This window comes from Rufibacter sp. DG15C, assembly GCF_001577755.1.
In the GTDB taxonomy this organism is placed as follows: Bacteria; Bacteroidota; Bacteroidia; order Cytophagales; family Hymenobacteraceae; genus Nibribacter.
On the sequence record NZ_CP010776.1, the window covers coordinates 3,597,107 to 3,621,521 of the forward strand.

At 46.8% G+C, this 24,415-nt stretch carries 25 protein-coding genes, 2 tRNA genes and 1 pseudogene; 11 read left to right on the top strand and 17 right to left on the bottom strand.

Going from position 1 to position 24,415, the window contains the following annotated elements:
• Window positions 1–2: 2 nt before the first annotated feature.
• Together TH61_RS15410 and TH61_RS15415 are read right to left on the bottom strand one after the other, a co-directional pair.
• The gene (locus TH61_RS15410) at window positions 3–845 is read right to left on the bottom strand and encodes an MBL fold metallo-hydrolase (RefSeq protein ID WP_066511276.1); all 843 of its coding nucleotides are present in this window, start codon (window positions 843–845) and stop codon (window positions 3–5) included.
• A gap of 54 nt (window positions 846–899) precedes the next feature.
• Window positions 900–1,847 carry an acetyl-CoA carboxylase carboxyltransferase subunit alpha gene (locus tag TH61_RS15415; protein ID WP_066511279.1) on the bottom strand — a complete coding sequence of 316 codons (948 nt, stop codon included), beginning with the start codon at window positions 1,845–1,847 and terminating at the stop codon, window positions 900–902.
• Window positions 1,848–2,084: 237 nt separating this feature from the next.
• On the opposite strand from TH61_RS15415, the gene TH61_RS15420 reads away from it, so the two are divergent.
• The 3 genes from TH61_RS15420 to TH61_RS15430 all read left to right on the top strand — a co-directional run bounded on the left by TH61_RS15420 (window position 2,085) and on the right by TH61_RS15430 (window position 3,567).
• Window positions 2,085–2,158 (top strand) — tRNA-Asp (locus tag TH61_RS15420).
• A 211-nt stretch (window positions 2,159–2,369) separates the two neighbouring features.
• Window positions 2,370–3,311, top strand: coding sequence for a TerC family protein (locus TH61_RS15425; RefSeq protein WP_066511281.1), 942 nt, complete (start codon window positions 2,370–2,372; stop codon window positions 3,309–3,311).
• Between the two features lie 182 nt (window positions 3,312–3,493).
• Window positions 3,494–3,567: transfer RNA gene (locus tag TH61_RS15430), tRNA-Asp, on the top strand.
• A gap of 80 nt (window positions 3,568–3,647) precedes the next feature.
• Here the strand turns inward: TH61_RS15430 and TH61_RS15435 are convergent.
• A complete protein-coding gene (locus TH61_RS15435) occupies window positions 3,648–4,412 on the bottom strand; it encodes an SOS response-associated peptidase (RefSeq protein WP_071887860.1) in 765 nt (254 codons plus the stop codon).
• 192 nt (window positions 4,413–4,604) lie between these two features.
• Here TH61_RS15435 and TH61_RS15440 point away from each other — a divergent pair, with 192 nt between their 5' ends.
• On the top strand, window positions 4,605–5,903 hold the full coding sequence (locus TH61_RS15440; RefSeq protein WP_066511286.1) for a DEAD/DEAH box helicase: 1,299 nt from the start codon (window positions 4,605–4,607) through the stop codon (window positions 5,901–5,903).
• Window positions 5,904–6,135: 232 nt separating this feature from the next.
• Here the strand turns inward: TH61_RS15440 and TH61_RS15445 are convergent, their stop codons facing one another.
• On the bottom strand, window positions 6,136–6,363 hold the full coding sequence (locus TH61_RS15445; RefSeq protein ID WP_066511288.1) for a cold-shock protein: 228 nt from the start codon (window positions 6,361–6,363) through the stop codon (window positions 6,136–6,138).
• Window positions 6,364–6,967: 604 nt separating this feature from the next.
• On the opposite strand from TH61_RS15445, the gene TH61_RS15450 reads away from it, so the two are divergent.
• From TH61_RS15450 to TH61_RS15465, 4 genes are all read left to right on the top strand, one after another.
• Complete coding sequence (locus tag TH61_RS15450; RefSeq protein ID WP_066511290.1) at window positions 6,968–7,159, top strand: cold-shock protein; 192 nt, start codon at window positions 6,968–6,970, stop codon at window positions 7,157–7,159.
• Window positions 7,160–7,626: 467 nt separating this feature from the next.
• A complete protein-coding gene (locus tag TH61_RS15455) occupies window positions 7,627–10,383 on the top strand; it encodes a S8/S53 family peptidase (protein ID WP_066511293.1) in 2,757 nt (918 codons plus the stop codon).
• A gap of 202 nt (window positions 10,384–10,585) precedes the next feature.
• Window positions 10,586–11,035 carry a hypothetical protein gene (locus tag TH61_RS15460; protein ID WP_066511295.1) on the top strand — a complete coding sequence of 150 codons (450 nt, stop codon included), beginning with the start codon at window positions 10,586–10,588 and terminating at the stop codon, window positions 11,033–11,035.
• Window positions 11,036–11,196: 161 nt separating this feature from the next.
• Window positions 11,197–11,388, top strand: coding sequence for a cold-shock protein (locus TH61_RS15465; protein ID WP_066512944.1), 192 nt, complete (start codon window positions 11,197–11,199; stop codon window positions 11,386–11,388).
• A 265-nt stretch (window positions 11,389–11,653) separates the two neighbouring features.
• Here the strand turns inward: TH61_RS15465 and TH61_RS15470 are convergent, their stop codons facing one another.
• The 4 genes from TH61_RS15470 to TH61_RS15485 form a co-directional block, all read right to left on the bottom strand.
• Window positions 11,654–12,556: a lytic transglycosylase domain-containing protein gene (locus TH61_RS15470; RefSeq protein ID WP_066512946.1), complete on the bottom strand. Its 903-nt coding sequence runs from the start codon at window positions 12,554–12,556 to the stop codon at window positions 11,654–11,656.
• Window positions 12,557–12,775: 219 nt separating this feature from the next.
• Window positions 12,776–13,387: a cupin domain-containing protein gene (locus tag TH61_RS15475; RefSeq protein WP_066511298.1), complete on the bottom strand. Its 612-nt coding sequence runs from the start codon at window positions 13,385–13,387 to the stop codon at window positions 12,776–12,778.
• Window positions 13,384–13,908: an RNA polymerase sigma factor gene (locus TH61_RS15480; RefSeq protein WP_066511304.1), complete on the bottom strand. Its 525-nt coding sequence runs from the start codon at window positions 13,906–13,908 to the stop codon at window positions 13,384–13,386. The genes TH61_RS15475 and TH61_RS15480 overlap by 4 nt, the downstream gene beginning before the upstream one ends.
• A gap of 98 nt (window positions 13,909–14,006) precedes the next feature.
• Window positions 14,007–14,405, bottom strand: coding sequence for an NUDIX domain-containing protein (locus TH61_RS15485; RefSeq protein WP_066511306.1), 399 nt, complete (start codon window positions 14,403–14,405; stop codon window positions 14,007–14,009).
• Between the two features lie 249 nt (window positions 14,406–14,654).
• Here TH61_RS15485 and TH61_RS15490 point away from each other — a divergent pair, with 249 nt between their 5' ends.
• On the top strand, window positions 14,655–14,846 hold the full coding sequence (locus TH61_RS15490) for a cold-shock protein (protein WP_066511309.1): 192 nt from the start codon (window positions 14,655–14,657) through the stop codon (window positions 14,844–14,846).
• A gap of 202 nt (window positions 14,847–15,048) precedes the next feature.
• On the top strand, window positions 15,049–15,369 hold the full coding sequence (locus TH61_RS15495) for a hypothetical protein (protein WP_066511312.1): 321 nt from the start codon (window positions 15,049–15,051) through the stop codon (window positions 15,367–15,369).
• A 104-nt stretch (window positions 15,370–15,473) separates the two neighbouring features.
• Here the strand turns inward: TH61_RS15495 and TH61_RS15500 are convergent, their stop codons facing one another.
• The 4 genes and pseudogenes from TH61_RS15500 to msrA all read right to left on the bottom strand — a co-directional run.
• The gene (locus tag TH61_RS15500; RefSeq protein ID WP_066511314.1) at window positions 15,474–15,935 is read right to left on the bottom strand and encodes a DUF4268 domain-containing protein; all 462 of its coding nucleotides are present in this window, start codon (window positions 15,933–15,935) and stop codon (window positions 15,474–15,476) included.
• A gap of 424 nt (window positions 15,936–16,359) precedes the next feature.
• Window positions 16,360–17,022, bottom strand: coding sequence for a hypothetical protein (locus tag TH61_RS15505; RefSeq protein ID WP_066511316.1), 663 nt, complete (start codon window positions 17,020–17,022; stop codon window positions 16,360–16,362).
• A gap of 153 nt (window positions 17,023–17,175) precedes the next feature.
• Window positions 17,176–17,922, bottom strand: coding sequence for a Mut7-C RNAse domain-containing protein (locus TH61_RS15510; protein WP_066511318.1), 747 nt, complete (start codon window positions 17,920–17,922; stop codon window positions 17,176–17,178).
• A 112-nt stretch (window positions 17,923–18,034) separates the two neighbouring features.
• Window positions 18,035–18,583, bottom strand: a pseudogene (msrA, locus tag TH61_RS15515) (peptide-methionine (S)-S-oxide reductase MsrA); the annotation flags it as partial.
• A gap of 293 nt (window positions 18,584–18,876) precedes the next feature.
• Between msrA and TH61_RS15520 the strand changes: the two are divergent.
• Window positions 18,877–19,350, top strand: a complete 474-nt coding sequence (locus TH61_RS15520) for a DUF1622 domain-containing protein (protein ID WP_066511322.1) — start codon at window positions 18,877–18,879, stop codon at window positions 19,348–19,350.
• Between the two features lie 160 nt (window positions 19,351–19,510).
• Here TH61_RS15520 and TH61_RS15525 read toward each other — a convergent pair whose 3' ends face one another.
• The 5 genes from TH61_RS15525 to TH61_RS15545 form a co-directional block, all read right to left on the bottom strand.
• Window positions 19,511–21,259 carry a serine hydrolase gene (locus TH61_RS15525; protein ID WP_197464052.1) on the bottom strand — a complete coding sequence of 583 codons (1,749 nt, stop codon included), beginning with the start codon at window positions 21,257–21,259 and terminating at the stop codon, window positions 19,511–19,513.
• A gap of 361 nt (window positions 21,260–21,620) precedes the next feature.
• Window positions 21,621–22,202 carry a pseudouridine synthase gene (locus TH61_RS15530; RefSeq protein WP_197464053.1) on the bottom strand — a complete coding sequence of 194 codons (582 nt, stop codon included), beginning with the start codon at window positions 22,200–22,202 and terminating at the stop codon, window positions 21,621–21,623.
• Between the two features lie 77 nt (window positions 22,203–22,279).
• Window positions 22,280–22,831, bottom strand: coding sequence for an RNA 2',3'-cyclic phosphodiesterase (gene thpR / locus TH61_RS15535; protein ID WP_066511328.1), 552 nt, complete (start codon window positions 22,829–22,831; stop codon window positions 22,280–22,282).
• Window positions 22,832–22,869: 38 nt separating this feature from the next.
• Window positions 22,870–23,571, bottom strand: a complete 702-nt coding sequence (locus TH61_RS15540; RefSeq protein WP_066511331.1) for an MgtC/SapB family protein — start codon at window positions 23,569–23,571, stop codon at window positions 22,870–22,872.
• 227 nt (window positions 23,572–23,798) lie between these two features.
• Complete coding sequence (locus TH61_RS15545) at window positions 23,799–24,335, bottom strand: DUF2911 domain-containing protein (protein ID WP_066511335.1); 537 nt, start codon at window positions 24,333–24,335, stop codon at window positions 23,799–23,801.
• Window positions 24,336–24,415 lie beyond the last annotated feature (80 nt).

Here is a 24,415-nt window from a genome sequence, read left to right on the forward strand (position 1 = left end):
ATTTAAAGCGCTGACAGCGGGAAGACTTGGTCTACCCGGACGCCTTTTTCCGTTTGCTTTACGGTGCAGCACTCATTCACTGAGTCATGCTCTAAGAAAAGAACCCAATTTTCGGCAGCGGCCTGGTTCAAGAATGCTTCCTTCTCTTGCAGGGTGAGTAATGGCCTGGTGTCATAGCCCATCACGTAAGGCAAAGGTAAATGCCCAACAGAGGGTAACAGATCAGCCATAAAACAAACGGTGCGGCCTTTGTATTGAATACGCGGCACCATCATCTTATCGGTGTGGCCGTCCACATAGGTAACGTCAAAACCAGGTAGGAACTGTTGCTGCCCTACTTCTAGAAATGACAGGTGCCCGCTATCCTTTAAAGGCATTATGTTCTCCTTCAGGAAAGAGGCTTTCTCTCTGGGGTTAGGCACCGTGGCCCAAGTCCAATGGTCCTGGTTGCTCCAGTACTGCGCCTTCGGGAAGACCATCTCGAAGCTAGTGCCATTGCTGCTGTATTTCACAGAGCCACCACAGTGGTCAAAGTGCAGGTGCGTCAAAAAGACATCAGTGATATCTGAGAAATCAAACCCGGCTTTGTGCAAGGACTTTTCCAGTGAATCGTCTCCGTACAGGTAATAGTGGCTGAAGAACTTGGCGTCCTGCTTGTCTCCTATGCCGTTGTCAATTAAAACAAGCCTGTCTCCTGATTCTACCAGCAGGCAGCGCATGGCCCAACTGCAGAGATTGTTCTCATCTGCTGGGTTGGTCTTCTGCCAAAGCGTTTTGGGTACCACGCCAAACATAGCGCCACCGTCCAGCTTAAAATTTCCGGTAGGAATAGGGTATAGTTTCATAGAGAGAAAATGCGTTTTTTGCCTGTTTTCTGGAAAAGAGCCTAAAAACGGTTTCTATTCCTCTACCACGCCCATGGCGCTGAACTTCTCAATACGCTGCATGATGCGCTCCTCGCTGCTTAGCGCGTTCAATTCTTCCAGGGTTTCCTGAAGCTTTTTCTTGAGCGTCTTCATCATTTTCTCTGGATCTACGTGCGCGCCACCCAGAGGCTCCTTGATGATGCCGTCCACCAGTTTATTGCCTAGCATGTCTTTGGCGGTCAGTTTCAAAGCTTCAGCAGACTGTTCTTTGTAATCCCAGCTGCGCCATAGAATAGTTGAGCAGTTTTCTGGTGAGATAACCGAGTACCAAGAGTTCTCCAGCATGAAGACTCTATCGCCAATGCCAATGCCTAAGGCACCGCCAGAAGCTCCTTCGCCAATAATCACGCAGATTACCGGTACTTTGAGCATGAACATTTCTTTGAGGTTACGCGCAATGGCTTCACCCTGGCCACGCTCCTCTGCTTCAAGGCCCGGAAAGGCACCTGGAGTATCTATTAAGGTAATGATGGGCTTGTTGAATTTCTCAGCCAGCTTCATCAAGCGCAAGGCCTTGCGGTATCCTTCTGGGTTGGCCATCCCGAAGTTGCGGAACTGACGCTCCTTGGTGTTGCGGCCTTTCTGCTGACCAATGAACATGACCGTTTCACCATCCAATTCGCCAAAACCACCTACCATGGCTTTGTCATCTTTCACGTTGCGGTCACCGTGCAACTCCACAAACGTGGGCGACAGCCCTTTTATATAATCAAGGGTGTAAGGTCTTTCTGTATGACGCGATAATTGAACCCGCTGCCAGCGCGTAAGGTTGGCATAGGTCTCCTTTTTCAAGGACTTGATTTTCTCCTCAAGCGCCAGCACGGCATCTGTCACGTCTACCTGGCTCTCAGAGGCCAGTTTCTTCATTTCAGAAAGTTTGCCTTCTAGTGCGGCTATGGGTTGTTCAAAATCTAACAGCATAATCAATAGGTCTATATCTTATACTTATGTATACATGCAAAGGTAATTGAATATGCGAAGTTTAGTAATATCTGTTTTTGACAGTTTTAAACGAATTTTTTCCTTTTGAATCTGAGCCGGTTACCTCTTTCCTGCTTCCTTTTTACAGGTTTTTTAGGGCGCAGGCTTGTGTATCTTAATCTCTCCCCCTACATTTGCATCATCAAAACGGGGACGTATGGTCCTTGTGAGGATGTTGGTCCGGTAGTTCAGTTGGTTAGAATGCCGCCCTGTCACGGCGGAGGTCGCGGGTTCGAGTCCCGTCCGGACCGCAAGAAGCCCTCTCAGAGAAATCTGGGAGGGCTTCTTCGTTTTTAGGCCATTCCAAAACATTTTCCTTTTGAAGCCCCTTCTTTTCTAGCTGGTATCTCAATTCAAAAGCAGAGATGTTTACCCCCTTTTCCTACTGTTATCTAAGGGATTTCTCATCATTTCTTTGATTGTTTTACGTTATATCCTCAATGGCAACCTAACAGAAAACGAATGGAAGTGAATAGTACTTTTTGGATTGGTTTCAATGCCTTCGTCCTCATTATGTTGGCTTTGGATTTGGGGGTGTTTAACCGCAAGGCGCACGTTGTGTCTGTGAAAGAGGCACTCATATGGTCTGGCGTCTGGATTTCACTGGCCTTGGTATTCAACTCCCTTGTCTACTATTGGTTTGGGGAGCATAAGGCAATTGAATTTTTGACGGGGTATGTTCTGGAGAAGACCTTGAGCATTGATAATATCTTTGTCTTTGTCCTGATCTTCAAGTATTTCCAAATCCCTTCCATTTACCAGCACAAGATTTTATTCTGGGGCATTCTGGGGGCCTTGCTAATGCGCGTCATCTTTATTTTTGCCGGAGTGGCCTTAATAGAGAAATTCCATTGGTCCATTTATTTGTTTGGCGCTTTCCTTATCTACACCGGTTACAAGATGTTTACGGAGAAAGACAAGGAGATGCAGCCCGAGAAAAACCCCGTCATTAAATTCTTCCGGAAGCTAATGCCTGTCACCAATCAGTTGGAAGGCGATAAGTTTTTTGTAAAACAATCCGGTAAAGTTTTCGCCACTCCCCTATTTCTGGTGCTTCTTCTGATTGAAATCTCTGATTTGATTTTTGCGGTAGACAGCATCCCAGCCATTTTGGCCATCACCCAGGACCAGTTTATTGTCTACACGTCCAACGTTTTTGCCATTCTGGGGCTTCGGTCGCTTTATTTCGCGCTGGCTCACGTGATTCATCGCTTTGTGTTCCTATCTACCGGGCTGGCTTTCATCTTGATTTTTGTAGGTCTGAAAATGGTGACGGTAGACATCTTTAAGGTCCCAACGTTCATTTCATTGATTGTGATTGGGTTCATCATAACGATTAGCATTGTGTTGTCCCTCATAAAGACCAAGAATATAGACAAGGAAGGTGGTGAATCTTTACAATAGGAAGATCCGCCAGCCCAGCGCTTTAGCAGGAAAAATGGATGGGATTGTTTTCAAGAAGGGCCTAGTGAGTCGTTTGTAGTAAATTATTTTGCACTTCTTTCTATTGCGTGCTTGGATATCAATAAACAACTATATACATTTGCATCATCAAAACGGGGACGTCTGGTCCTTGTGAGGATGTTGGTCCGGTAGTTCAGTTGGTTAGAATGCCGCCCTGTCACGGCGGAGGTCGCGGGTTCGAGTCCCGTCCGGACCGCAAGAAGCCCTCTCAGAGAAATCTGGGAGGGCTTCATCGTTTTTAGGGCTTTTGCTTCGTCTTAGCCAAGTGTTGGTTTGTTATTTAGAGTTCAACTTAGGCGGCACGTAATTGCCTAGCATACTCTCATAGTCGTCAATAGCCATTACGGTCATTTGCCGGGCATCATAAGGCTGCAATACTTTTAGCCAATCTCTTTCCTGCAACCGGTTGTCTAGCCAAATCTCCTCGCTGTGCGGGGTGAGAATGACGGGCATGCGGTCATGATAAGGCTCTACTGCGGCATTGGCTTTGGTGGTGATGATGGTAAAGTGCGGGTAAAGCTCACCGGTGTCTTGGTGCAGGCTTTCGAGCCAAAGGCCAGCCAACCCGAAGGGCTCTTCTTGTTGCAAAGTAAAGCGATACTTCTGTTTTAAGGGCTTCGCTTTTTTCATGCGCTTCTTATCAGCTTCGCTCCTGATCGGGTTCCCGAACAAGTCCACTCCCAAGGTTCCGGGTTCTTCGGCTTTGGTCTCTTCTTCAAACTCCTCTTCCAATTCCTTCCACTCAAAAAAACCGTCAATGGGAATGATGCATCGGTTCTTAGGCAACAGCTCCCTGAACCTTTGAATGAAGAGCAGATTTTCTTCCCGTACGTTGAAGGGCAAGATGGGCTTGCCATCCTCTTGTTTGGTAGGATCTGCCCAAACCGCCATTACTGCTTTCTCTGCCGTGGAAGTAATGACCGGTAGTTGCTGAGAGGGCCTCGCGTCAAAATTGGGTTCAAAGGAAAGTCCTTCCAGCTTGGCGGCATACCGGTGAGCCAAAGGCACTTTCTTTCTTGAGAAGGAATATCGTCCGCACATACGCGTATACTTAAAATGAATTTGCTAAATAATGTTAGTATTAACCGCTTCTAAGTTAAACGACTTTTCATGCAAATGGCTTAGCGGGTCTGCTTGTTTCTTATGATGACAATAGATAAAAAGCTTCATTGTAGTTAAAATTTTGGTACTTGCCGTTTCTTTCCCCTTCCAACCCCTATTACTTCTTGCCTTATGTTGCCGAAAATCCTGAACAGCCTAAAAATTGCCGCCCTTAATGAAATGCAGGAGGCTGCCCTAACCGCGGCGCGCGCCAATGACATGGTGCTCTTATCCCCTACGGGTTCAGGCAAGACGCTGGGATTTTTGCTGCCTTTGCTAGAGCAACTGCAACCAAATTATAACGGGGTTCAGGCGTTGATATTAGTACCCACCAGAGAATTGGCCTTGCAAATTGAGCAGGTGTTCAGGCAGATGGGCGCTGGTTTTAAGATTGTCTGCAGCTACGGCGGCAACTCTACCAATACAGAAAAACGCAGTCTGGCTAATCCGCCGGCGGTGTGGGTGGGAACGCCCGGGCGAGTGGGCCATCACCTTCGGTCGCAGAACGTGGATGGGTCTACCATTAAGACCTTGGTGCTGGATGAATTTGACAAGTCCCTGGAGATGGGTTTTCAAGAGGAAATGAAGTTTATCATTGACCTGCTGCCCAACATCAACAAACGCTTGCTCACCTCTGCCACCAACATGCAGGAGATTCCCGCCTTCACCGGACTCAATAACCCCACCACAGTCAATTTCTTAAAAGACACTGCTTCTGCTCCAGACATTGACGTACGGGCCGTAGAGGTAATAAAAGACGACAAGCTACTCACCTTATTCTCTCTGTTATGCAAATTGGGCAACAAACCAGCCTTGGTCTTTTGTAACCAGCGGGACGCGGTGGAGAACGTAAGCGCCTATTTAAACAAGAAAGGGATTGCCCACGGCATTTTTCATGGCGGCCTGGAGCAACCAGATAGAGAACGCGTCTTGCTTAAGTTCAGGAACGGGACGTATCCCCTCCTCATAAGCACAGATCTGGCCGCACGCGGCCTGGACATTCCAGAGATAGAGAACGTGATCCATTTTCAATTGTCAGACGCCGAAACCTTTTTGCACCGCAACGGCCGCACAGCCAGAATGCAAGCCAAGGGAACGGCTTATCTATTACTTCATCCCGGAGAGAAACCTGCTTTCTTGCCTAAACTGCCGCCGTTTGAAACTTTACCAGCCAAACCAACGGTACCTGCCCCGTCTTTCTGGGATACGCTGTACATAAGCGCTGGCAAGAAAGACAAGGTAAGCAAAGGTGACGTGGTAGGATTGCTCCTGCAAAAAGGAGGCTTGGAGAAGGAGGACCTGGGTTTTATTGAAATACAGGAATCTGCTGCTTTTGCCGCCGTCAACAGAAACAAGCTGGATAAAACGGTACAATTACTAAAGCAGGAAAAACTGAAGGGCAAAAAAGTGAAGATTGAAAAAGCGTCTTAGGTAGTAAGCCTGGGCTTTAACGGAGAAGAGGCAGTAAACCACAGGTTGGGTTTCTGCCTCTTCTTTTTTGGCCTGTTTTGCGGAAAGTAGCCTAAAAACAGAAATTGAGGTGTAGAAGAGAAAATCGCTTCTGGGCACCTCAATTTATATGGGTTGGTCTGGCATTCTTTTTCCTGGGGTAAGGCGGCGGGCTTTACCCAAACGGAGAAGAAGTGACAGATAAAAAGTTGTACTATTGACTTGGGCGCTGTTTCTTGGCGTCTGCAGGGTCTTCTTTCTTTTTCTCTGGCGGTGTGGAAGAGAAGTTACCATTCTCGTCTACGTACACCATCATGGCTTCTAATGAACCACCAGAAGAGTTTTCCTGACGCTCTTGCTTGCGCTCTTCTTTCTCTTTCTTCTTCTTTAATTTTTTTTGCTCCAGTTGTTTCTTCATGAAACTGTTCTGTGATCTTGCCATATGGTCATTGTAAGGTGAAACAGGCGGCTAATTCCTGTGTGTATGCTTTCTTATACTCAAAAACAGGGTATTTGTTAAGAAAAGCCACAAATGAGGTAAACCTACCGGTTATGAAAAAATAGTCTGGGAAAGCAGGGAGTCCGCTACGTGGGTAGTTTAGCTGTTACAAATCAGGTTGTTTCTCTAAAAGCCCCCAAGAAACCGGAACCAGATAAAGAGAGAAGAAGATTAATTAAACCGCGCCGCCAATAAAGGCTTTCCAAGGATTATCAAAACTTACTCCAGCTTCTGCCAGAAGGGGAAATAAGAGAGGAGATAACGATTGCTTTCCGCTACAAAAATACGCATTTATATTGAGATACCCTAGCAAATCCCTATATGGGCAAACATTAATATTCTAAATTCTGGCTAGCTTAAATACAATTTAACCACGGGCTTGCTCCACTACCTTTCATCAGGCTAAGAATTAATTTTCAATGACTTATATCTTCCTAAAATTGCTTTTGGCTTTCACTGCTGGCAAGTGTACCTTTTATTTTAAATATTTCTAGGAAACTTAAACCGTTTGTCTACCTTTACTCACAGTAATTATAACAACTATCAGATGAATCAAGGTACAGTAAAATTTTTCAACGACTCTAAAGGGTTCGGTTTTATCAAAGACAACAGTGACAATCAGGAGTACTTTGTACACGTATCTGGTCTTGTTGACGAAATCAGAGAGAATGACGAAGTAGTGTATGATCTTCAAGAAGGAAGAAAAGGACTAAACGCCATCAACGTTAAGCGCGCTTAGTCTTTCGCTATAAAGACATAATGCTGAAAAGCCTCTCCCTTACGGAGAGGCTTTTTTTGTGTCTATTGTTTTCCGTTTTTGGCTTATTATCTGGAAAACAGGCCAAAAACGACAGCTATAATCACTTGAGCAGTAATCTTCGCCCTGCGTCTGGGGTGGTTCAATGTTACCCTGGCAGCCACTTCTTCCCTACTATTTCTGCTTTTACCTAGACATTACTACCTACTAGTAAGTATTCATTTTCCCACTTTTCTACCCGGAACTATCCCAAAAAGGCATAGTAGTGGACCGTGGTAAACCCAGGGGAAGGAATTAAAAATTGAAAAGAATCTTAGAATTAATGCAAGTTATTTCTGGCCTATTGTTTCCATAACCTTGGAATTTGTTTGGCGGTAACGGGAGAAGACTTTGGGTAGCCCCCACTGCCCAAAGTTTTACCTAATCCATCTTTCACCAAACAACACTCTATGTTAAAAGTTTACCAAACGCAAAAGAAGAAGCTGTTCGGCCTCTTCGTGCTATTGTTGCTCTCCGGAAAAGTTGCCAACGCACAGGCCACCCTGGACCGCACGCTACAACAAGTACTACAAACAGCCACTGCCCCGGTGCAAGTGGTGGTGACCTTTCATGGCGATGGTGCTCCCAACAGCACGCACCTGCAACTGCTCCAGTCTTTAGGCCTCACTCAGGGAATAACCCTCAAGAACCTTCCTATGGCAGGTGTCCTGGCCACTGCGACGCAGGTAGAAGCCTTGTCTAAAAGCCCGTATGTCCGTTCCGTCTTTTTAAACAAGCGCCTAAGCTACTTCAACAACAATGAAACGCACATCACGGGTGTGCAACGCATGCGCACGGACAAAGACATTATTGCCCGCAACAACGGCATGCCCGTTTCTGGCAAGGGCGTAACGGTAATGATCAATGACAGCGGCGTGGACGGTACACATGAGGACATCAAACTAGGCTCTCACCTGGTGCAGAACGTCTTGGGCTCTACCAATCTTAGCTCTCTTTCGTCCTTACTGCCGGTGACGTATTTAGAGAACATCCCTAATACAGACACCAACTCTGGCCATGGCACGCACTGCGCGGGAACCGTTGGCGGAAACGGCTCAAAATCCAATGGACTCTATGCGGGCGCAGCCCCCGGCGCCACCTTGGTGGGGTATGGTTCTGGCGCAGCTTTGTTGGTCTTGGATGCCATTGGCGGGTATGATTACGCACTTACGCATCAGTTCCAGTACGGCATAAGAGTCATCAGCAACTCCTGGGGTACCAGCGGAGATTTTGACCCGGCAGACCCAGTGAACATTGCCTCTAAGAAAGCCTATGACCACGGCATTGTCTCCGTCTTTGCGGCCGGAAATGAAGGACCAAGCTCAGATACGCATAACCCTTATGCCATTGCGCCGTGGGTGATCTCTGTGGGTGCTGGTGACAAATATGGCAAGCTCGCTGACTTTTCCTCTAGAGGCGTTAAGAACGAAGGCGGCACAATCACGGTAGACGGCGAGACCTGGACCTATGAGAATCGTCCTTCTGTGGTGGCGCCAGGCGTAGATGTGATCTCCACCAGAGTAATAGGTCCGGTGGCCTCCCTTTCAGCCCAGATGGATGTAGAACAACTAGATCCTGCGCACGTTCCTTTCTACACGCACATGAGCGGTACTTCTATGGCTACTCCGCATGTAGCTGGCGTGGTGGCGTTGATGTTAGAAGCCAAACCAACCTTAACGCCTGGACAGGTAAAGGAAATTCTCCAGAAAACGGCTACCAACATGCCCAGCCATGAATCTTGGGAAGTAGGTGCTGGTTACGTTAATGCGTATGCTGCCATTGACCACATCTACCGCAACACCGCTTTTGGAGCCACCTTGAACTACACTAGAAGATTCAACAGCAGCGTGAACACGGCCACTGAAACCAGCGCGTTTGCGTTGGATTTCAATCCAGTGGTGACAACTGGCAATCAGATCACGTTCAATGTGGCGGCTGGTACCAACAGCTTAGAGGCCAAATTCTCCACCACTGGTTTGTTAGGCCAAACTGGAAACCCGGTGAACCTCATTCTGCTATCGCCGTCAGGGCAAGAGTACAGATCTGGGATTCCGGTGGCGTTTGCCATTACCCCAGACAGAGGCATGGCCGTGGCTGCTCCTGAACCAGGAACCTGGACGCTAAAAGCCGAAGGATTGAATGGACTTGCCCTTCCTGAAACCATTCAAGGCACCTTGAGCAAATCCACCATCACAGGCACCACCGGGCTAGCAGACATTGTCGGGCACCCAGCAGAGGCTTCTATCAAGATGGCCGTAGGCGCTCGTTTAATGGACGGACTCACCACCGGCTTCAAACCGAATGAGTTGTTAAAGCGCATTCAGCTGGCAGATTACTTAGTAATGGGCCAGGCCATCCGTCAATTCATGCCTACCAATGGTTCTTTGACGGTGACAGATGTGACCGGATTCCAGTCTCTGTTGGCTGAATCTGTCCTTTCTAAAGGAGCTGCTTTGAGAGATCGCACGCATGCATTCAAAGGTGTGATGGTGCCTGCCGCCACAGGTAAATTCAACCCTAGCGGCTCAGTGACCCGCGCCCAGTTAGCGTATTCTCTGGTACAGGCTTTGGGCTTACAAGAGTTTGCAGTGCAACGCAACAGCAAGGCAGTGACGGTATCTGTAGACGGTAAAACCTACACCATTGAGGATGCTTCTTCTATTCCAGCTGGATTGGAAGGCTATGTGAGTATAGCACTGGAGCTGAACCTAATCAATGCCTTCTACACTGTGACGCAAGGACCTTTGGATTTATTCCCCACCATCCATGCCACGTTTAAACCAGCGCAAGAAGTGACCCGAGCCGAGTTTGCCGTAATAGTTACCCGCACGCATGCCAGCTGGAGTGCCGCCACTCAACCGGTTGCCTCTGCGTCTAACAGCACGGAGCGTTTAGCTTTGAACCCGAGCCAGAAACCCAACTACTCCTACCCTAACCCCTTCAGCGGAAACACCACTATTTCTTACGCCGTGGAGGACGCCGGATTTGTAACCATAGAAGTGTTTGACCTGAGAGGTAAAAAGGTGAGCACGCTGGTTTCTGAAGCCAAAGAAAAAGGTACCTACGCCGTACCCTTCAACGGAAGCAACTTGCCAACCGGAACCTACCTATATAAAGTGTCCACTGGAGCTAAGTCTACCAGTCACAAAATGGTGTTGGCTAGATAAGAATATTATCGTGTAAATGTAAAAAAGCCTTGTCCCTTATGGGCAGGGCTCTTTTTTTGCTGTCGTTTTTGGGGTGTTTTCCTGTAAACAGGCTAAAAAAGGAAATCCTTATAGTCCACAACCCAATCGCCATTTCATAGTATCTTTGTTAGACGCTAATTTCACTAGCTGCCTTCAGTGACAGATTCCCATAATTTACCTCATGGCTGAGACCAAAGACAAAGAAGCAATCCAACAGCTCTACAACAAAGTCCTGCCTAGTTTGGCAGAGCGCGCCTACAAGCACCTTACAGACGTGGTGGCTTTGTTTGATGACTTCAGGCTAGAGAAAGTAGTAGACACCTGGACCAAAGATAAAAACGCCGCTTCAGAGAATGAGATTAGCCTGGAGAATGGCAACGTCTCGCAGATTGGACTTCAACTGCAACTGCTGGGCTTTCAAAGGCCGGGCGCAAACGCGTTTGACTTGTACAAGGACCTGGTCTTTAAACTAGAGTATTCTTCCTACACTGTTGGGCCAGACAGAACTATTACCTGGCTAGAAAAACCCTACTACTATCAATGGTCTAACCAAGAGCTGGAAGACTTGGCCGTACAATGGACCGAGGAAGTGATTGACGACCTTACCCGTCAGTTACAGAGCCTTAAATAGCCTATCAGGTTGGTGCTTAATCTGGTAAACACTGGTTTAACAGCTTGATAAAGGCGGTTTCGAAAATATATTAAAGCCTTTTGTAAGAATTTAGATTTATTTTGTATAATATTGAACCTAAGGCAGCACATTGCTGTCTGTAGTGTATAATGAACAATAATATGAATCAAGGAACAGTAAAATTCTTTAATGGCGAAAAAGGTTTCGGCTTTATTAAAGACAACAACACCAATCAAGAGTACTTCGTACACGTATCTGGTTTGGTTGATGAAATCAGAGAAAACGACGAAGTAGTTTATGATCTTCAAGAAGGAAGAAAAGGACTAAACGCGGTTAACGTTAAACTTGCTTAGTCTTTCGCTATAAAGACATAATGCTGAAAAGCCTCTCCCCTACGGAGAGGCTTTTTTTATGCCTTGTTTTTAGTGATAGAATGAAAAATTGAGTGATTGAATGAATGAGGGATTGGATGATGCATTAATTTTTGAACGAATTCGTTTATAGCCTGTTTTGATAAAAAGAGCCGAAAAACAGCCTTAAATAAACAGTCTTGTTAAAACTGCTGTTTGCTTTTTTTCATCCTCTCATTCACTCAATCTCTCATTCATACAATAAGAATTACTCAGGCATGGCCAGTACAAACTCTTTGTCTGGGGCTACAGTTAGTTTATAGCCCTTGATCCAAGGGTTGTACATGCGAAGCGTTTTATAGTTGGTGCCTTGCTCCAAGGCAAAGGCTGGTAAATCTGTGATAGTGTTTCTTACGGTATAGGTTTTGGTAGGCAGAGGCTTATAGCCTTGCTCCTTAGGAAGTTCAAAGCCGTATTTGGAAGGATTGCCCAACACCTCTTTCAAGGCCAGAATTCTGAACATATACCGTGAGGTCTCGTCGTTGAGGTACAGGTCATAGTAAGAGCTCACGCCTTGGCGCTTGAGGGCCGCATCAATGCCACTCATTCCTCTGTTGTAAGAAGCGGCGGCATTGGTCCAGGACCCGAATTTCTTATAGGCCGTTTTCAAATAACGCGTGGCGGCCACGGTGGCTTTCTGCACATGGAAGCGTTCGTCTACTTCGGTGTTCACCAACAGGCCATACCCGCGCGCCGTGTCGGGCATCAACTGCCAGAACCCAGAGGCGCCCGCTGGGGAGGTCACCGGGCTGAAAAGACTCTCGGCGAGGGCCAGATAAACAAAGTCCTGTGGAATGTCATTTTCTTGGAGGATGCGCTCAATCTCTGGCAGGTAACGTTGCATGCGTTTCAGGCCCAGCAAGGAAGTGGCGTGTAAATAGGAATTCACCAGCAGTTCGCGGTCCAAGCGCTCAGCTACGTCCGGCACCTCCAGCGGCACGGGTTCGCCGGCAAAGGTCATGGCGGTTGGCAAAGTAGGCGCTTTAAAGATTTTGCCTTCTCTAAAGGATCCGCTTTCCTCGTCTTTTATCAATGATTGCTGGCTGCACAAATGCAGGGTGATGGAGATGACAAAAATTAGGGCCAGTGTTCTCCAGATTTGCTGATTCATGATTTCCTCCTTTTCCTGAATACCTAACAAAAGGCGTTCCTAAATCCTTATTACGAAAATTAAGGCCTCAACAGTTAAACGAACCGGCAAGGAATCTTAGTGCCAGTTAAAGGAGAAGCATGTAATTAAGAGTTGTGAGACCTAGACAATAAAGAAGAGAAAGGTTTTTCGTTTTCGGCCTGTTTCTGAGAAAACAGGCCGAAAACGAAACTGAATTTGTTAAGCGGCCACCCGCTGGATGATCACTTTGCAAGGAATGTCTGAAGTCACTTGAATGACGTGCGGCACGTGCAAAGGAACCTGATAATAATCACCTACGGTCAACGAAAATTGCTGCCCACCGGCGGTGATAATGCAGGAACCTTCTACAATTAAGAAACGCTCCAGTTGATCATGGTGCACCTCTTCACTGGATTTTTCCTTTAACCAGGCAATAGCGGTGATGACTTCTGGCGTGGCAGAAATGAGATGCGCATGAATATCCTCCAACTCTCCGGACAGGGCAAGGTCCGGCCGGTTTAGCCACTGACGGTAGTCTTCTACGGTGGAGGACGGGCTGAGCATAGGGGCTTCTATGGGAGCTTCACCTTCTTTCAGGCGTTCCATGTAGGCAATGGTAGCCAACAGCAATGGTTTTACGTTGGGGCAAGGCTCCACGGCATGGGTCTCCGCATAGGCTTCCATAGTCAGGCTGATGGCATCTAATTCTTCGCGCACCGCTGGGTGTTGCTCGGCCATTTGCTCTACCAAGGTTATTTCTTGAGGAGAGGCGGCGCCCATGACATACAGCTCCAGAAGGCCAGACTGTATCAGTTCAGTTGGTTGGTTCATGCTGCTTTTTGCGCTCCTATGTGTTTAAAGGCCATTTTAAGACAAGACGTAAGCGCCTCCTGTGCTATTCCCAACGCGTCGGCGGCTTGTTGGCAGGAATACCCTTTTAAGTAAATCAACTCCAGTGCCGCTTTTTCCTGTGGTTCTAGCAGGCAGAAAGCCTCCTGCAACTTCTTGTTTTGCTTGTTCAGTACAAAAGTAGTGCTTTCTGCAGGTTGCACAAGGTGCCCGTGTTTACCAGTGTTGAGGGCTTCAATGGCAATGCCCCTTGCAATGGCCAAACCCCAGGTTAAAAATCTGGTTTTGCTGGCGTCATACAAAGATATCCTGGACCAAATAGCCACAAACGTTTCTTGCAAAACCACTTCGGCGATGGAGGCATGCTGGACAATCTTAGTGATAACGCCCAACAATACAGGAGCATGGGTTGTATAAAGCTGCCCCAGCGCCGATTGGTCACCTTGCTTTAAGGCGCTTATCAATTGTTGCTCTGGGCTTTCTTGCAAATGGCCTCTAATCATACAAGCGTTTTAGGGTTGTCTCGGCTTGCCTCATTTCAACCTATAAAGGAAAAGCAAGGTTTAAGCAAGATACGTATATGTTGACAAGTTATCACCTTTTAAGACAGTAGTCCTTGCGCCAACAACCAGTCAAAGATAATCTGGTCCACCGCTGAGACCTTGTCCCTGTCTTTATAGGTGAGCCATACTATCTCCTCAATCTCCTGCGCTGCCTGTAAGATTCCTGCATAGTGGCCCGCGTAACACGTCATCTGCACCTGTATGCCCGCGGCATGACTGTCTGCCTGTGCCTGAAACGTGCCCAGGTAAACCAAGGAGTCTGGCAATAACCCAACACTTAACTCTTCCTGTATTTCTCTGAGCAAGGCTTGAGCATCAGTCTCCCCTGTCTCCCGCTTGCCGCCTGGCAGGTAATACTTGGTTCGGCCGCGGCTGCGCGTACTCAGAACCTTTCCATCCCTTACCTCAATCCAAGCCAGTTTATCAATTAGCGTCATTTTATAGTTATCTGTTACCTATTTGTCTCCTTTTCCGGGCAAATCAGAAATAATTTAAAATATTTTTTATTGCACTATTACCATTCGTCTTAATTACGTTTAGGGGTTTAATTCTTTTAAACATCTATTTCCTGTCATAGCGAATGATACTAAACCGTCATCTCTCTAGATTCAAATATAGATATCTAAAAATATAAGGAACGATTCCTGGCTAGCCAGCGTATTAGGGGTATAAAAAATAACAACACGATGAATCAAGGAACAGTAAAATTCTTTAATGACGAAAAAGGTTTCGGTTTTATTAAAGACAACAGTGACAATCAAGAGTATTTCGTTCACGTATCAGGTCTTGTTGACGAGATCAGAGAGAACGACGAAGTAGTTTATGATCTTCAAGAAGGAAGAAAAGGACTTAACGCTACCAATGTAAAACTAGCGTAGTCTAGCCCTATACATTCTCAAAAAAGCCTTCCCTTACCGGAGGGCTTTTTTTTTGCCCTTTTCTCAAAGTCCGTTTTTGACCTGTTTCTAATAAAATAAGTGAAAATCGAGTTTGAACAGTTTAAACCTAGTTGTTTTAATCATGGTTCATCCCCTGGCACGTGCTTTCTCGTAGAAATAGAAACACCTATCATTGCACGCCATGGAAGAGCAAGGCCAACCCTTTGACGAGGCTGTCTACAAAGAACTGAACCTGTATTTTAGGAGCAGAATACGCGAACTATTAGAAGAGCACCCAGATTTGCTTCGGCTTAAACAAGAAAATAAACTGCAGCTCTCTGACTTGGTGGTTTGTATGCACGTTGAAGACCAGAACCGCTGGCAGCGCTTCCTGCAACTAGACCAACTCAAGCTCAACCAAGACATCATGAACCATCTGGAAGGGAAAGGTGAACCCTTTAACCCCCACCACCGAATGGGCAATCCATTTGCGGACCTCACGGAGAACCCAGAAACGTGGTAGTAATTGATGATTAATGAGAAATGAATAGATTTAGATACCATCCAATGCTTCTAAATTCTTCACATCAAATTATTAATCATTTATCATTGGTCACTGATCATTACTCACCTGAGCGCGTCAAAGCTGTATTGGGCATCTGACCAAAAGGCGTCTAAAGCAATGATGCGGGGTTTGAAAAACGAGATGAGCGCAGGCCAGTCGTCCTTATTGAAGACGCTAACGGGCTTGATTTCTTTGTAGATGCGGCTTACCGTTCGGCCATACTCGTCTTCAGTGTGCAAGGCCCACTCCCATTCTTCCTCAAGGGTTTCATGCAAAAGGGTTTTAAGGGCCAAAAACTGCTCAAAGTAAAGCTCTTGTATCTCTGGGTCTGCCTGTGACATCTCAATGGCGATGGAGGCTGATTTTTTATCGGCGTCCATTTTAAAGGCCACGCCCGGCAACCCCGTCTTATAGTTCACCCAGTTGGTGCGCAACCCTTCCGCCGACAAGTGTGGCGCTATGTATTGCCCAAACGTGGTCCAGAAAGCTTGTCTAAGTTGCGAGGCCTGTTCTCTTGTGTACATTTGTCCTATAATTCAAAAACGGGAAGCAAGTTACCACTACAAACTGTTTTGTACGGCACATTCCCTTTGTTCAGCCCTTATTCCCTTGAATTTTTACCACTAAGTCTTTGCTTGAATTCTGACAATATCCTGTCATGAAGGACATTAAACTATCTACCGGATGAACTTCTATTTATAAGCTATTCAATACCAATAGCTTACTATTTGTCAGCTTGTTATTTTAAGCTAAATACCTAATAATAGGTATTCCATAAGTCAGGGGAAACTTTGTTATTTGCAATGCCTGGTAGATTTTGAAAGGTTCTACCACGGTTTTTTGTTTTGTCTGTTAAAAAGGGGACCTCGGGGGTGGTCTCCTTTTTACTTTTTATACCCATCCCGTCTGTAGGCAGCTCTCCATTCCGTGCCTTCAAACTTCAACCATTTAAAGCCTTCGCCATGGCGAAATCCCTTCTTTGACTTGGTGCCGGTACAACAGCCCAACGTACACCGCGTCAAAAATCAAGATGCCTAGGTAAAGTAAAATGAGCAAATAGGAGTCAGGGAAATACAAGTAAAACAGCACCGACGGGAATACCGTGCCCACCAGCTTGGCCAGCGCAATATAGATAGACTGACCCTGCACACTATACCGCTTTAAGTACATGCGCACAAACAGCACTGACATCATCAGGTTCTGCCCAAACGCTGCATAGATGCCAATGTACTCGTCAAATTCATGGGAAATGGCGGCAATTAGGAGCGCGGCAAACACCAATGAAAAGCTGAAGGTAGGATAGAACAAGCCTTTGGGCAAATGCGCTGGAAACTCCTTGCTGCCATACCGCAGGTACTGCACCAGAATACCTACGTCAAACAGAAACCACAAATAGTCTATGTACAACTGCGGCAAAGGGTGCGGGTGAACAAACGCGAAGATAAACTCCCAAGCCAAGTTAGCACACAACGCGGCCATGGGCATGCCATAGGTTTTGTCCAGATAACCGCGCCGCAGAATAAGCAGATAGGTAATAGTCCAGAAAACGCCACTCCCAATCATGAGAAAGTGCGACAAACCAGTATCTAAGTGGGCAGGATTTTCTAGCATAGTCAGATAACCCTCAAACGATGTTCTTAGTTATGCAGCAAGTTAAAATTCTGATGAAAGGAAAGCTACATTCCCCTTGCTACACCGTTTTTGGCCTCTTTTAAAGGAAATACGCCAAAAACGAAGCTGGTTCAAGAAAAGGTATAGATAATTTTAAGGCAAGCAAATCTTCTGAACAAAGGCTAGCATTTTCTCATAATGAGAACCTTTCCAATACACTTTTTGGCAGCCAGTGCATTGGTAGAATTCCTCAAAATATAGTTTGGTCTTAGGCGGAAGGTGGTCCATGACAGATTCTTTAGAGACTGCCATCAGAAAATGGTTGCACGCCATGCACCTGGTAAACGGTTGCTCATGAGTGGCCAACTGATAGCGCTGCCATACTTCCTGCAGTTGTTTCACTGGAATTTGTAACCTTAGCCAATACCCCCATTGAATGGTTTTGTGTTTGAGTAAACCCACATCCCTTGTCAATACCACCCGCTGTTCTGATAGGCTGAGCTGGGCAATTTGCTTGTCAGTGAAATGCGTGTTATACAATGTATCAAAACCCAACAACCTTAGCCACCTGGCCAGCTTGCCCAAATGCATATCTACCACAAACCCAATTGGAACTGGCAACGGAGGATGCAATGCCAAAGGATAGCCCTTTAAAGGAAAATCTGCTGCCGCAAAAACCTCTACCAACGCTCCATGAGTTAATGGCTCTTGGAAGGATATAGGGGTGCCATTCACCTTTATCTGTCCTACCTCCGAATGCGGAATACCAATTGCCTCAATGGCATCTTTCACAGAAGGCTTACCGGTAAAGTTATACGGCCATGGCTTCCCTTTTTTAGCGCTTGGCAGAAAATCCTTCAAGTTTCCATAGAAGGTAAAAATAGCCTGCCGCTGTTCCATTTTTATACCAATTGCGTCCTTTGCCTGCAAAAGAAAAGCAAGAGAATCGTTTCTGGCTTGTTTTCTAGAAACCAGGCCAAAAACGGTTCTATGGCTCTTATTACTCAGCTTCTTTCTTCCAGTGTCTTTCTAAGAATCCGGCGCGGCCCGAGCCTACAAAGTAGCGGCCGTAGTGGCTGGGGTTCTTTTTGTAATAGTCTTGGTGGTAGTCCTCGGCGGGATAAAATTCTTGGGCCGGCAAGATAGGCGTCACTATTGGCAATTGAAACGGCCCAGAATTCTGAGTCTTCTCTTTGGATTGCTGCGCCTGTTCTTTCTGTTTTTCAGAATGGTAGAAGATGGCGGTTTTGTAAGAAGAACCGCGGTCGCCAAACTGCCCGCCAGCGTCAGTAGGGTCAACGGATTGCCAGAAAATGTCAAGGATTTCTGGATACGAGATGATGGCAGAGTCAAAGGTTACTTGCACGGCTTCATAATGCCCGGTGGTTTCTGAGCAGACTTGTTCATAGGTGGGGTTAGGCACATGCCCGCCGGTATAGCCAGAGACTACCTCCAGCACACCTTCATATTTGTGAAACGGCTTGACCATGCACCAAAAACAACCACCCGCAAACGTGGCTTTTTCTATAGTAGCCTCTGACTGAGGAGATAAATTTTCCATAAAGTATTAATAGGATTTCTGCTGTAGTTTAAACCCAAAATACGCGGTTTTGTTACCTCCTGAGTTCTTCATTCACAAGAACTTCACTACTGCCAAGGATTTCTTCTAATAATACATCTACTCCAATATTAAAAAGCTCCTTTCAAGAAGTGAGACACTTGGTCTATAAAAATCTGCTTTTGGGCTAATTTCTGGAAAAGAGCCAAAAAACGAGTCTGTGCATGGTAGCGGACAGGTAGCGAATTATGGGAATTTGCGTTTAACGCTAATGTAAACTTCATACTCCTTGGCCTATGCTTTTCCTTTTACAAGAAACAGTTTCTAAAACCGCTGAAGGCACTGGCTTAGGCTCCGTAGAAGACAAAATCATTCAGGGCGTTCAAATCTTGAAACTCCTCATTGAAACCGTGGGCGCACTGATCATTGGCATAGGGGTGTTGATTGCCTTGTTCTACTTTGTCAAATCCTTTATTCCGCCCAGGGTTCATAGCTACAACAAAATCCGGTTGGTGCTGGCCCGGTACCTGGCACTAGCCCTGGAATTCCAACTAGGCGCTGACATCCTTTCTACCGCCATAGCCCCTACTTGGGACCAGATTGGGAAACTGGGAGCCATTGCCATTATCAGGACGGCCCTCAACTACTTTTTAACCTTAGAGATGAAACAGGAGCAAAAGCAAAGCGAACAAGAAATAACCTTGCAGGCCCAAGCCAGCGGAGAAAAACCAACACCAGCAGCAGAAAGAAACTTGGAGTCAAGGCTATAAACTCAAGGCTGCACCTTAAACCTAGTTATCAACGGAAGTGGGGAAGTTGTGGGGAATCTCTGTAACCTTTTCCTAAGACAATAGCCATCAAAACCTTAAGGCCAGCTTTCAGGAATAATCCCCTTGGCCGGCCTTAAACATATACTATAAGAATTGAAAGCTATGACTTCACCGAAGCAACCTCAGACTTTTCAATGGCCTTGTAGATGGCATCCTGGATCCTAGGTCTGATCTTGAGGGTATTCAGTTTGTTAGAAGCAGATGGATGCACCCGGTTGGATAGAAAGATATACACCAAATCATGTTTAGGGTCTACCCAAACACAGGTTCCTGTATAGCCAGTATGCCCATAAGTTGCCGATGAGGCCAGCTGCGACGGATAATGTTTGCTGGTGTCTGGATCCCAGCGGTCAAAGCCCAATCCTCTCCTACTAACTTTTGACTGGCGGGAGGTAAACAACTCCACCGTTTCTGGCTTCACGTATTGGTGACCGCCGTACGCGCCTTTGTTCAACAGCATCTGGTGCAGGATGGCCATGTCATTGGCCGTAGAAAACAAGCCCGCATGGCCGGCAATTCCGCCTACTTTGGCTGCGCCGCCATCATGCACATAGCCCTGCAATAAGGCCTTTCTAAAGTAAACGTCTCTCTCTGTGGGGACTATGCGGCTTTTGTCAAAGCGCTGCAATGGCAAGTACCCAGCGGTTTGCATGCCCAAGGGAGCGTAAAACTGGCTTTGCACAAACTCCTGGATGGGCGTCTGGGCCTGCCGCTCAATGATTTCCTTCATGAAATACATGGTCAAATCTGAGTACACATATTTGCCCGGGGCGTTCAACTTAGAGAAGACCATACGCGGCCACAGCACTTCATTATAATAGTCTTTGCTCAAGAAGAGGCTGTCTGCTGCCTGCACGGTGAATTGGTCAGAAGGGCGCTTCTGCATATCTTTGGCTGGCACAGGCAAGGGCACACCGGCCGGTAAACCAGATTCGTGCAATAGAACCTGCTTCATCCGCAAAGGGGCCTTGTTGGTTTCCCTAACCGATGGGATGTATGTTCCCAACGGCGCGCTAAGATCTACCCGTTTCTGGTCATACAACTGCATCAAGGCTACCGTAGAGGCAGAAGTCTTGGTAAGCGAGGCCAGATCATAGATGTCATCTATCTGCGTAGGCCGTGTGTTGTCATACGTATGTGATCCATAGGCCTTGTTAAAGATGACGGTGCCGTTCTTCACCACCATGACCACTGCGCCAGGCGTTGCTTTCTGGCTGATGGCTTCAGCCACAATAGCGTCTATGGGATGTTGCAAATCTGCACTGTTAATGCCTATTTCTTCTGGTACGCCGTATTTTAATCGGCTGGTTTGGGTGGTAAAGCCCTGGCCTTGCTGGTATTTGTCAGAAAATGTCTCAGGTAGTTTGGCCGTAGCAGCCACCCCGCCAAATAGCAGTTGGGCTACATAATGTGCCGTGGCGGGTGTCTCTTCATCTGCCCACACCATTGGCGCCGAAAGGCCGTCCGCTAACGTTAACAATTCCTTTTTGCCATAGACAGCCAGCAACAACTTCTTATTGGCTTGTAGGCGCTTTAACAAGGTGAGCGTAGGCACATATTGCAACTCTTCCGCAGGAATTTGGACAATCACCGTTTGGTAAGGCGCTATGTACTGGGCAAACCCTTGGGCCAAGGTGTCTGTGGCCAAAGACTCACCCTTTAAAGAAGTAACGACGGTGTATTTGTTGAGTAGGCTGTCAAACACATTAGCGTGGGTTACTCCCAATGATAGGCTGGCAATGTTCTGCTCTAGGTTCTGGATAGGAACGGCTTTGCTGCCATTGTTTAATAGGACGGTGGTAAGGCTGGCTTCTTTCTGTTGCTGCCAAAAAGCCAAGTTCTTTTTCATAGGGCTTTCTTCCTTTGACGCACCCGCAAAGCCAATGCCCGTCAAGCACAAAAGGAAACCTATTTGAAACAACCGGCTTTTAGGAACGTGCCACATACAGTTTAAAAGAATTAAAGTATTAAGATAAGCTTGTTACAAGCATTGCAAACGCTATGCCTGTTTTACCTTTTGACGCTAAGCATCCTCCATTAAAAACGCGTATTTGCAGGTATCTTCAAGATACTTGAAATAAAACTTCTCTGCTAGAGAATCTCATCAGAAAATTTTCAAAGTGGCAGTTGCCTGTTTTAGTAGAAGTGCGCGTGGTAGGTTTAAGTTCCTGTTTCCTGGACCATGGTCCCTGCTGCAAAATTATTTCTTTCTAAAAAAAGGAAGGGACTTCAAGAACCTCGCCGGAAGCCATGGTTCCTAAGGTAATCTCCCCTATCCTTATACGGATCAATCTTAGCGTAGGAAAACCTACGGCCGCCGTCATCTTGCGTACCTGGCGGTTCTTGCCTTCGGTGAGGATAATGGACACCCAGCTTGTAGGTCCGTGCCGGTCATCCCGCACCCGGCGGCTCCGCTCTGGGAATTCTGGCGCCGGGTTTAGATGACGGGCTTGGCAGGGCAAGGTGAAGTAGGGTTGTTTTTCATGGGCAATTTCAATGCCGCCGGCCTGCAGTTGGGCAATGGCTTCTGGCGTGATAAGCCCGTCTACCTGGGCGTAGTATTCCTTTTCTACCTTCCGGCCCCGTACATGCTCGCTCGTCTTGCCGTCGGTGGTGAGCAAGAGCAAGCCTTCACTGTCCTGGTCCAGCCGCCCAATGGCCATGGTGCCCCCGGGAAACTCATACAGATGGCCTAACAGTTTCTTGTTCTTAGGGTTACCTATGAACTGGCTCAGGTACCCGAAGGGCTTGTGTAAAATGAAATGGCGGTGCGACAGCTGAAACTCAGACAAAGGGAAAGGGTGTTTTTGTGCTAATTTCCGGAAAACAAGGCAAAAACGGAAGCCAGGACGCAAAGAAGTAACAGTGATTATTTCTTGCGCAGCGCGAATTCTTGTACTACCGTGTATATCGGATGCGGCGAGCCTAAGGTAGACTTCCAAAGGGCAAAGGACTGAACCGGAAACGCTATTTCTCTCTCAGGTTTATAAATGGGTAGGTTTTTGGCGGGCCGGGCGTCTTTTTTTAACCTACACACAGTAATATGCGGAATGAATTTCTCTTGCTTAGGCGGAGTTGCTGCCAAAGCTTGGGTCAAAGCCCTGCTAATATTTGTGAACGCCTCATTTTCTTGAAACCGAACCCAAACCAGCCTCGGGGATTTGGGTTTAGGGCCGGGCTCCAACTGCTCTAATATCAAGGTAAAAGGATCATTGACTTCTGAGATCCTCTTTAATTCCTCTAGAATAAAAGTTTGCTGAGAGGCAGGCACGTTTCCAATAAAAAATAGCGTCAGGTGCAGGTTTTCCTCAGGCACTGCACGTACGCCCGGGACATCGTACACACCTCGTGCCTGCACTAAATAGTCCTTCAGCGTTTGGGGCAAGGGAACGGCAACAAAAAGGCGGAGGGTGTCTTCCATGGGCTTCCTTCAGTTTACTACTACTCTAAAAAGGACTGTTAAAAATCTTGACTCAGGGAGATTTGGCCTACGTTTTTGAGCTCATTTAATTCCTTGTAGAACTCTTTAAGATGTAAGTCATCGGGCACGAAGACGTACAGCTGGATCTGGGATTTTTGATCTTGGCTGGACTGCTCCACGTTCACATTCTTCACGGTGATCTTAAATTTCTCCAACACCACAAACACCTTGGTGGTTTCTATTTTAGCCGACTGAAAACTGATGCGCAAGTTCTTAAGGGAACCTCCCATAAAGATTTTTTTGCTCACCTTGTCCAACACAGACAATACAAAGAGCAACAGTAACGTGCCAATGATAGCGGCGTCATACATTCCAATGCCCACGGCCAAGCCCACTGCGGCCACTGCCCAAATGGCGGCAGCCGTGGTGAGTCCGTGCGTGTTGGCGCCCAACCTAAATATGGCGCCGGCCCCCAAGAACCCGATGCCAGATACTACTTGCGCGGCTATTCGGCCGGGGTCCACGTTTCTGTATTGGGTGAAGGTCTGGGGTACGTAAATGGAGATAAGCATCAACAAGCAGGACCCAACCGAAATGACCATTAGCGTCCTGAAGCCCACATGCTGTTTTCGGGTTTCGCGTTCGTAACCCAGCATACCGCCTAAAACCAAGCTGAGAACCAACCGAAAGGCCGTAGTGGCAAGGTTCACTTCGGTAGAATGCCAAAAAGAAAAGTCCATGGTATACGTTTGACTTCAAATGGTAGAGCCCTTGCTATACGCTAAAACCAACCACCTATGTTTTCCAGGTTCTATATTCACTTACTTTAGCTTGCTAATCCAACCTTTAAGTCACCAACTGTTTTTGCTATATAAATTTTAGATAAAAAAGAGGACTCCGTTTTTGGCTTGTTTTCTTGAAAACAAGCCAAAAACGGAGTCCTCTACAAAGCGTTTCTTTAAAACGATTACTTAATAGCAATTGGCACTTCAAGGTTCTCCCAAAGCAAAGAGACTCCTTTGGCATTCACCACATACTGCAGGCTCTCATTCATCTTAGCTGATTTTTTTGGCGTAACGGTCACCGTCAGCACGGTATTGGCCGGGTCAAAGTTGGCACCTTGGCGGGTGGTGCCCCACTGGCCGGTCTGCGAGTTAAAGATGATCTGCCAGTCTTTTTCACTAGGGATGGCAAAAAGGCTGTACTTGCCTGCTTTCAAGGTTTTGCCCTCTATTACAATGTCCTTGTCAGTGGTGAACGTAGTGGCCTCGTTAGCGCCAGCTCTCCAGGCTTTGTTGTAGGGCACCAGTTCGCCCCAGATGGTACGGCCCTTCACCGAAGGGCTGCTGTAGTTGATGGTAATGGTGGCATTGCCCACTTTACCTGTTACCGCCGCCGCTGGGCTAGCTTTTGGTTTAACTGCATCCTGCGCGAATACAGAAGCCGATGTGGTTAAAAAGAACAAGGCTGTTAACAGCAAAAAGGATGATTTCAATGTTTTCATAGTGACGAAAGTTAATGAGTGGATGATTAATTTTTCAATGTAGAATGGAAGGATACTAAGATAACTTATTTACTTGGCTA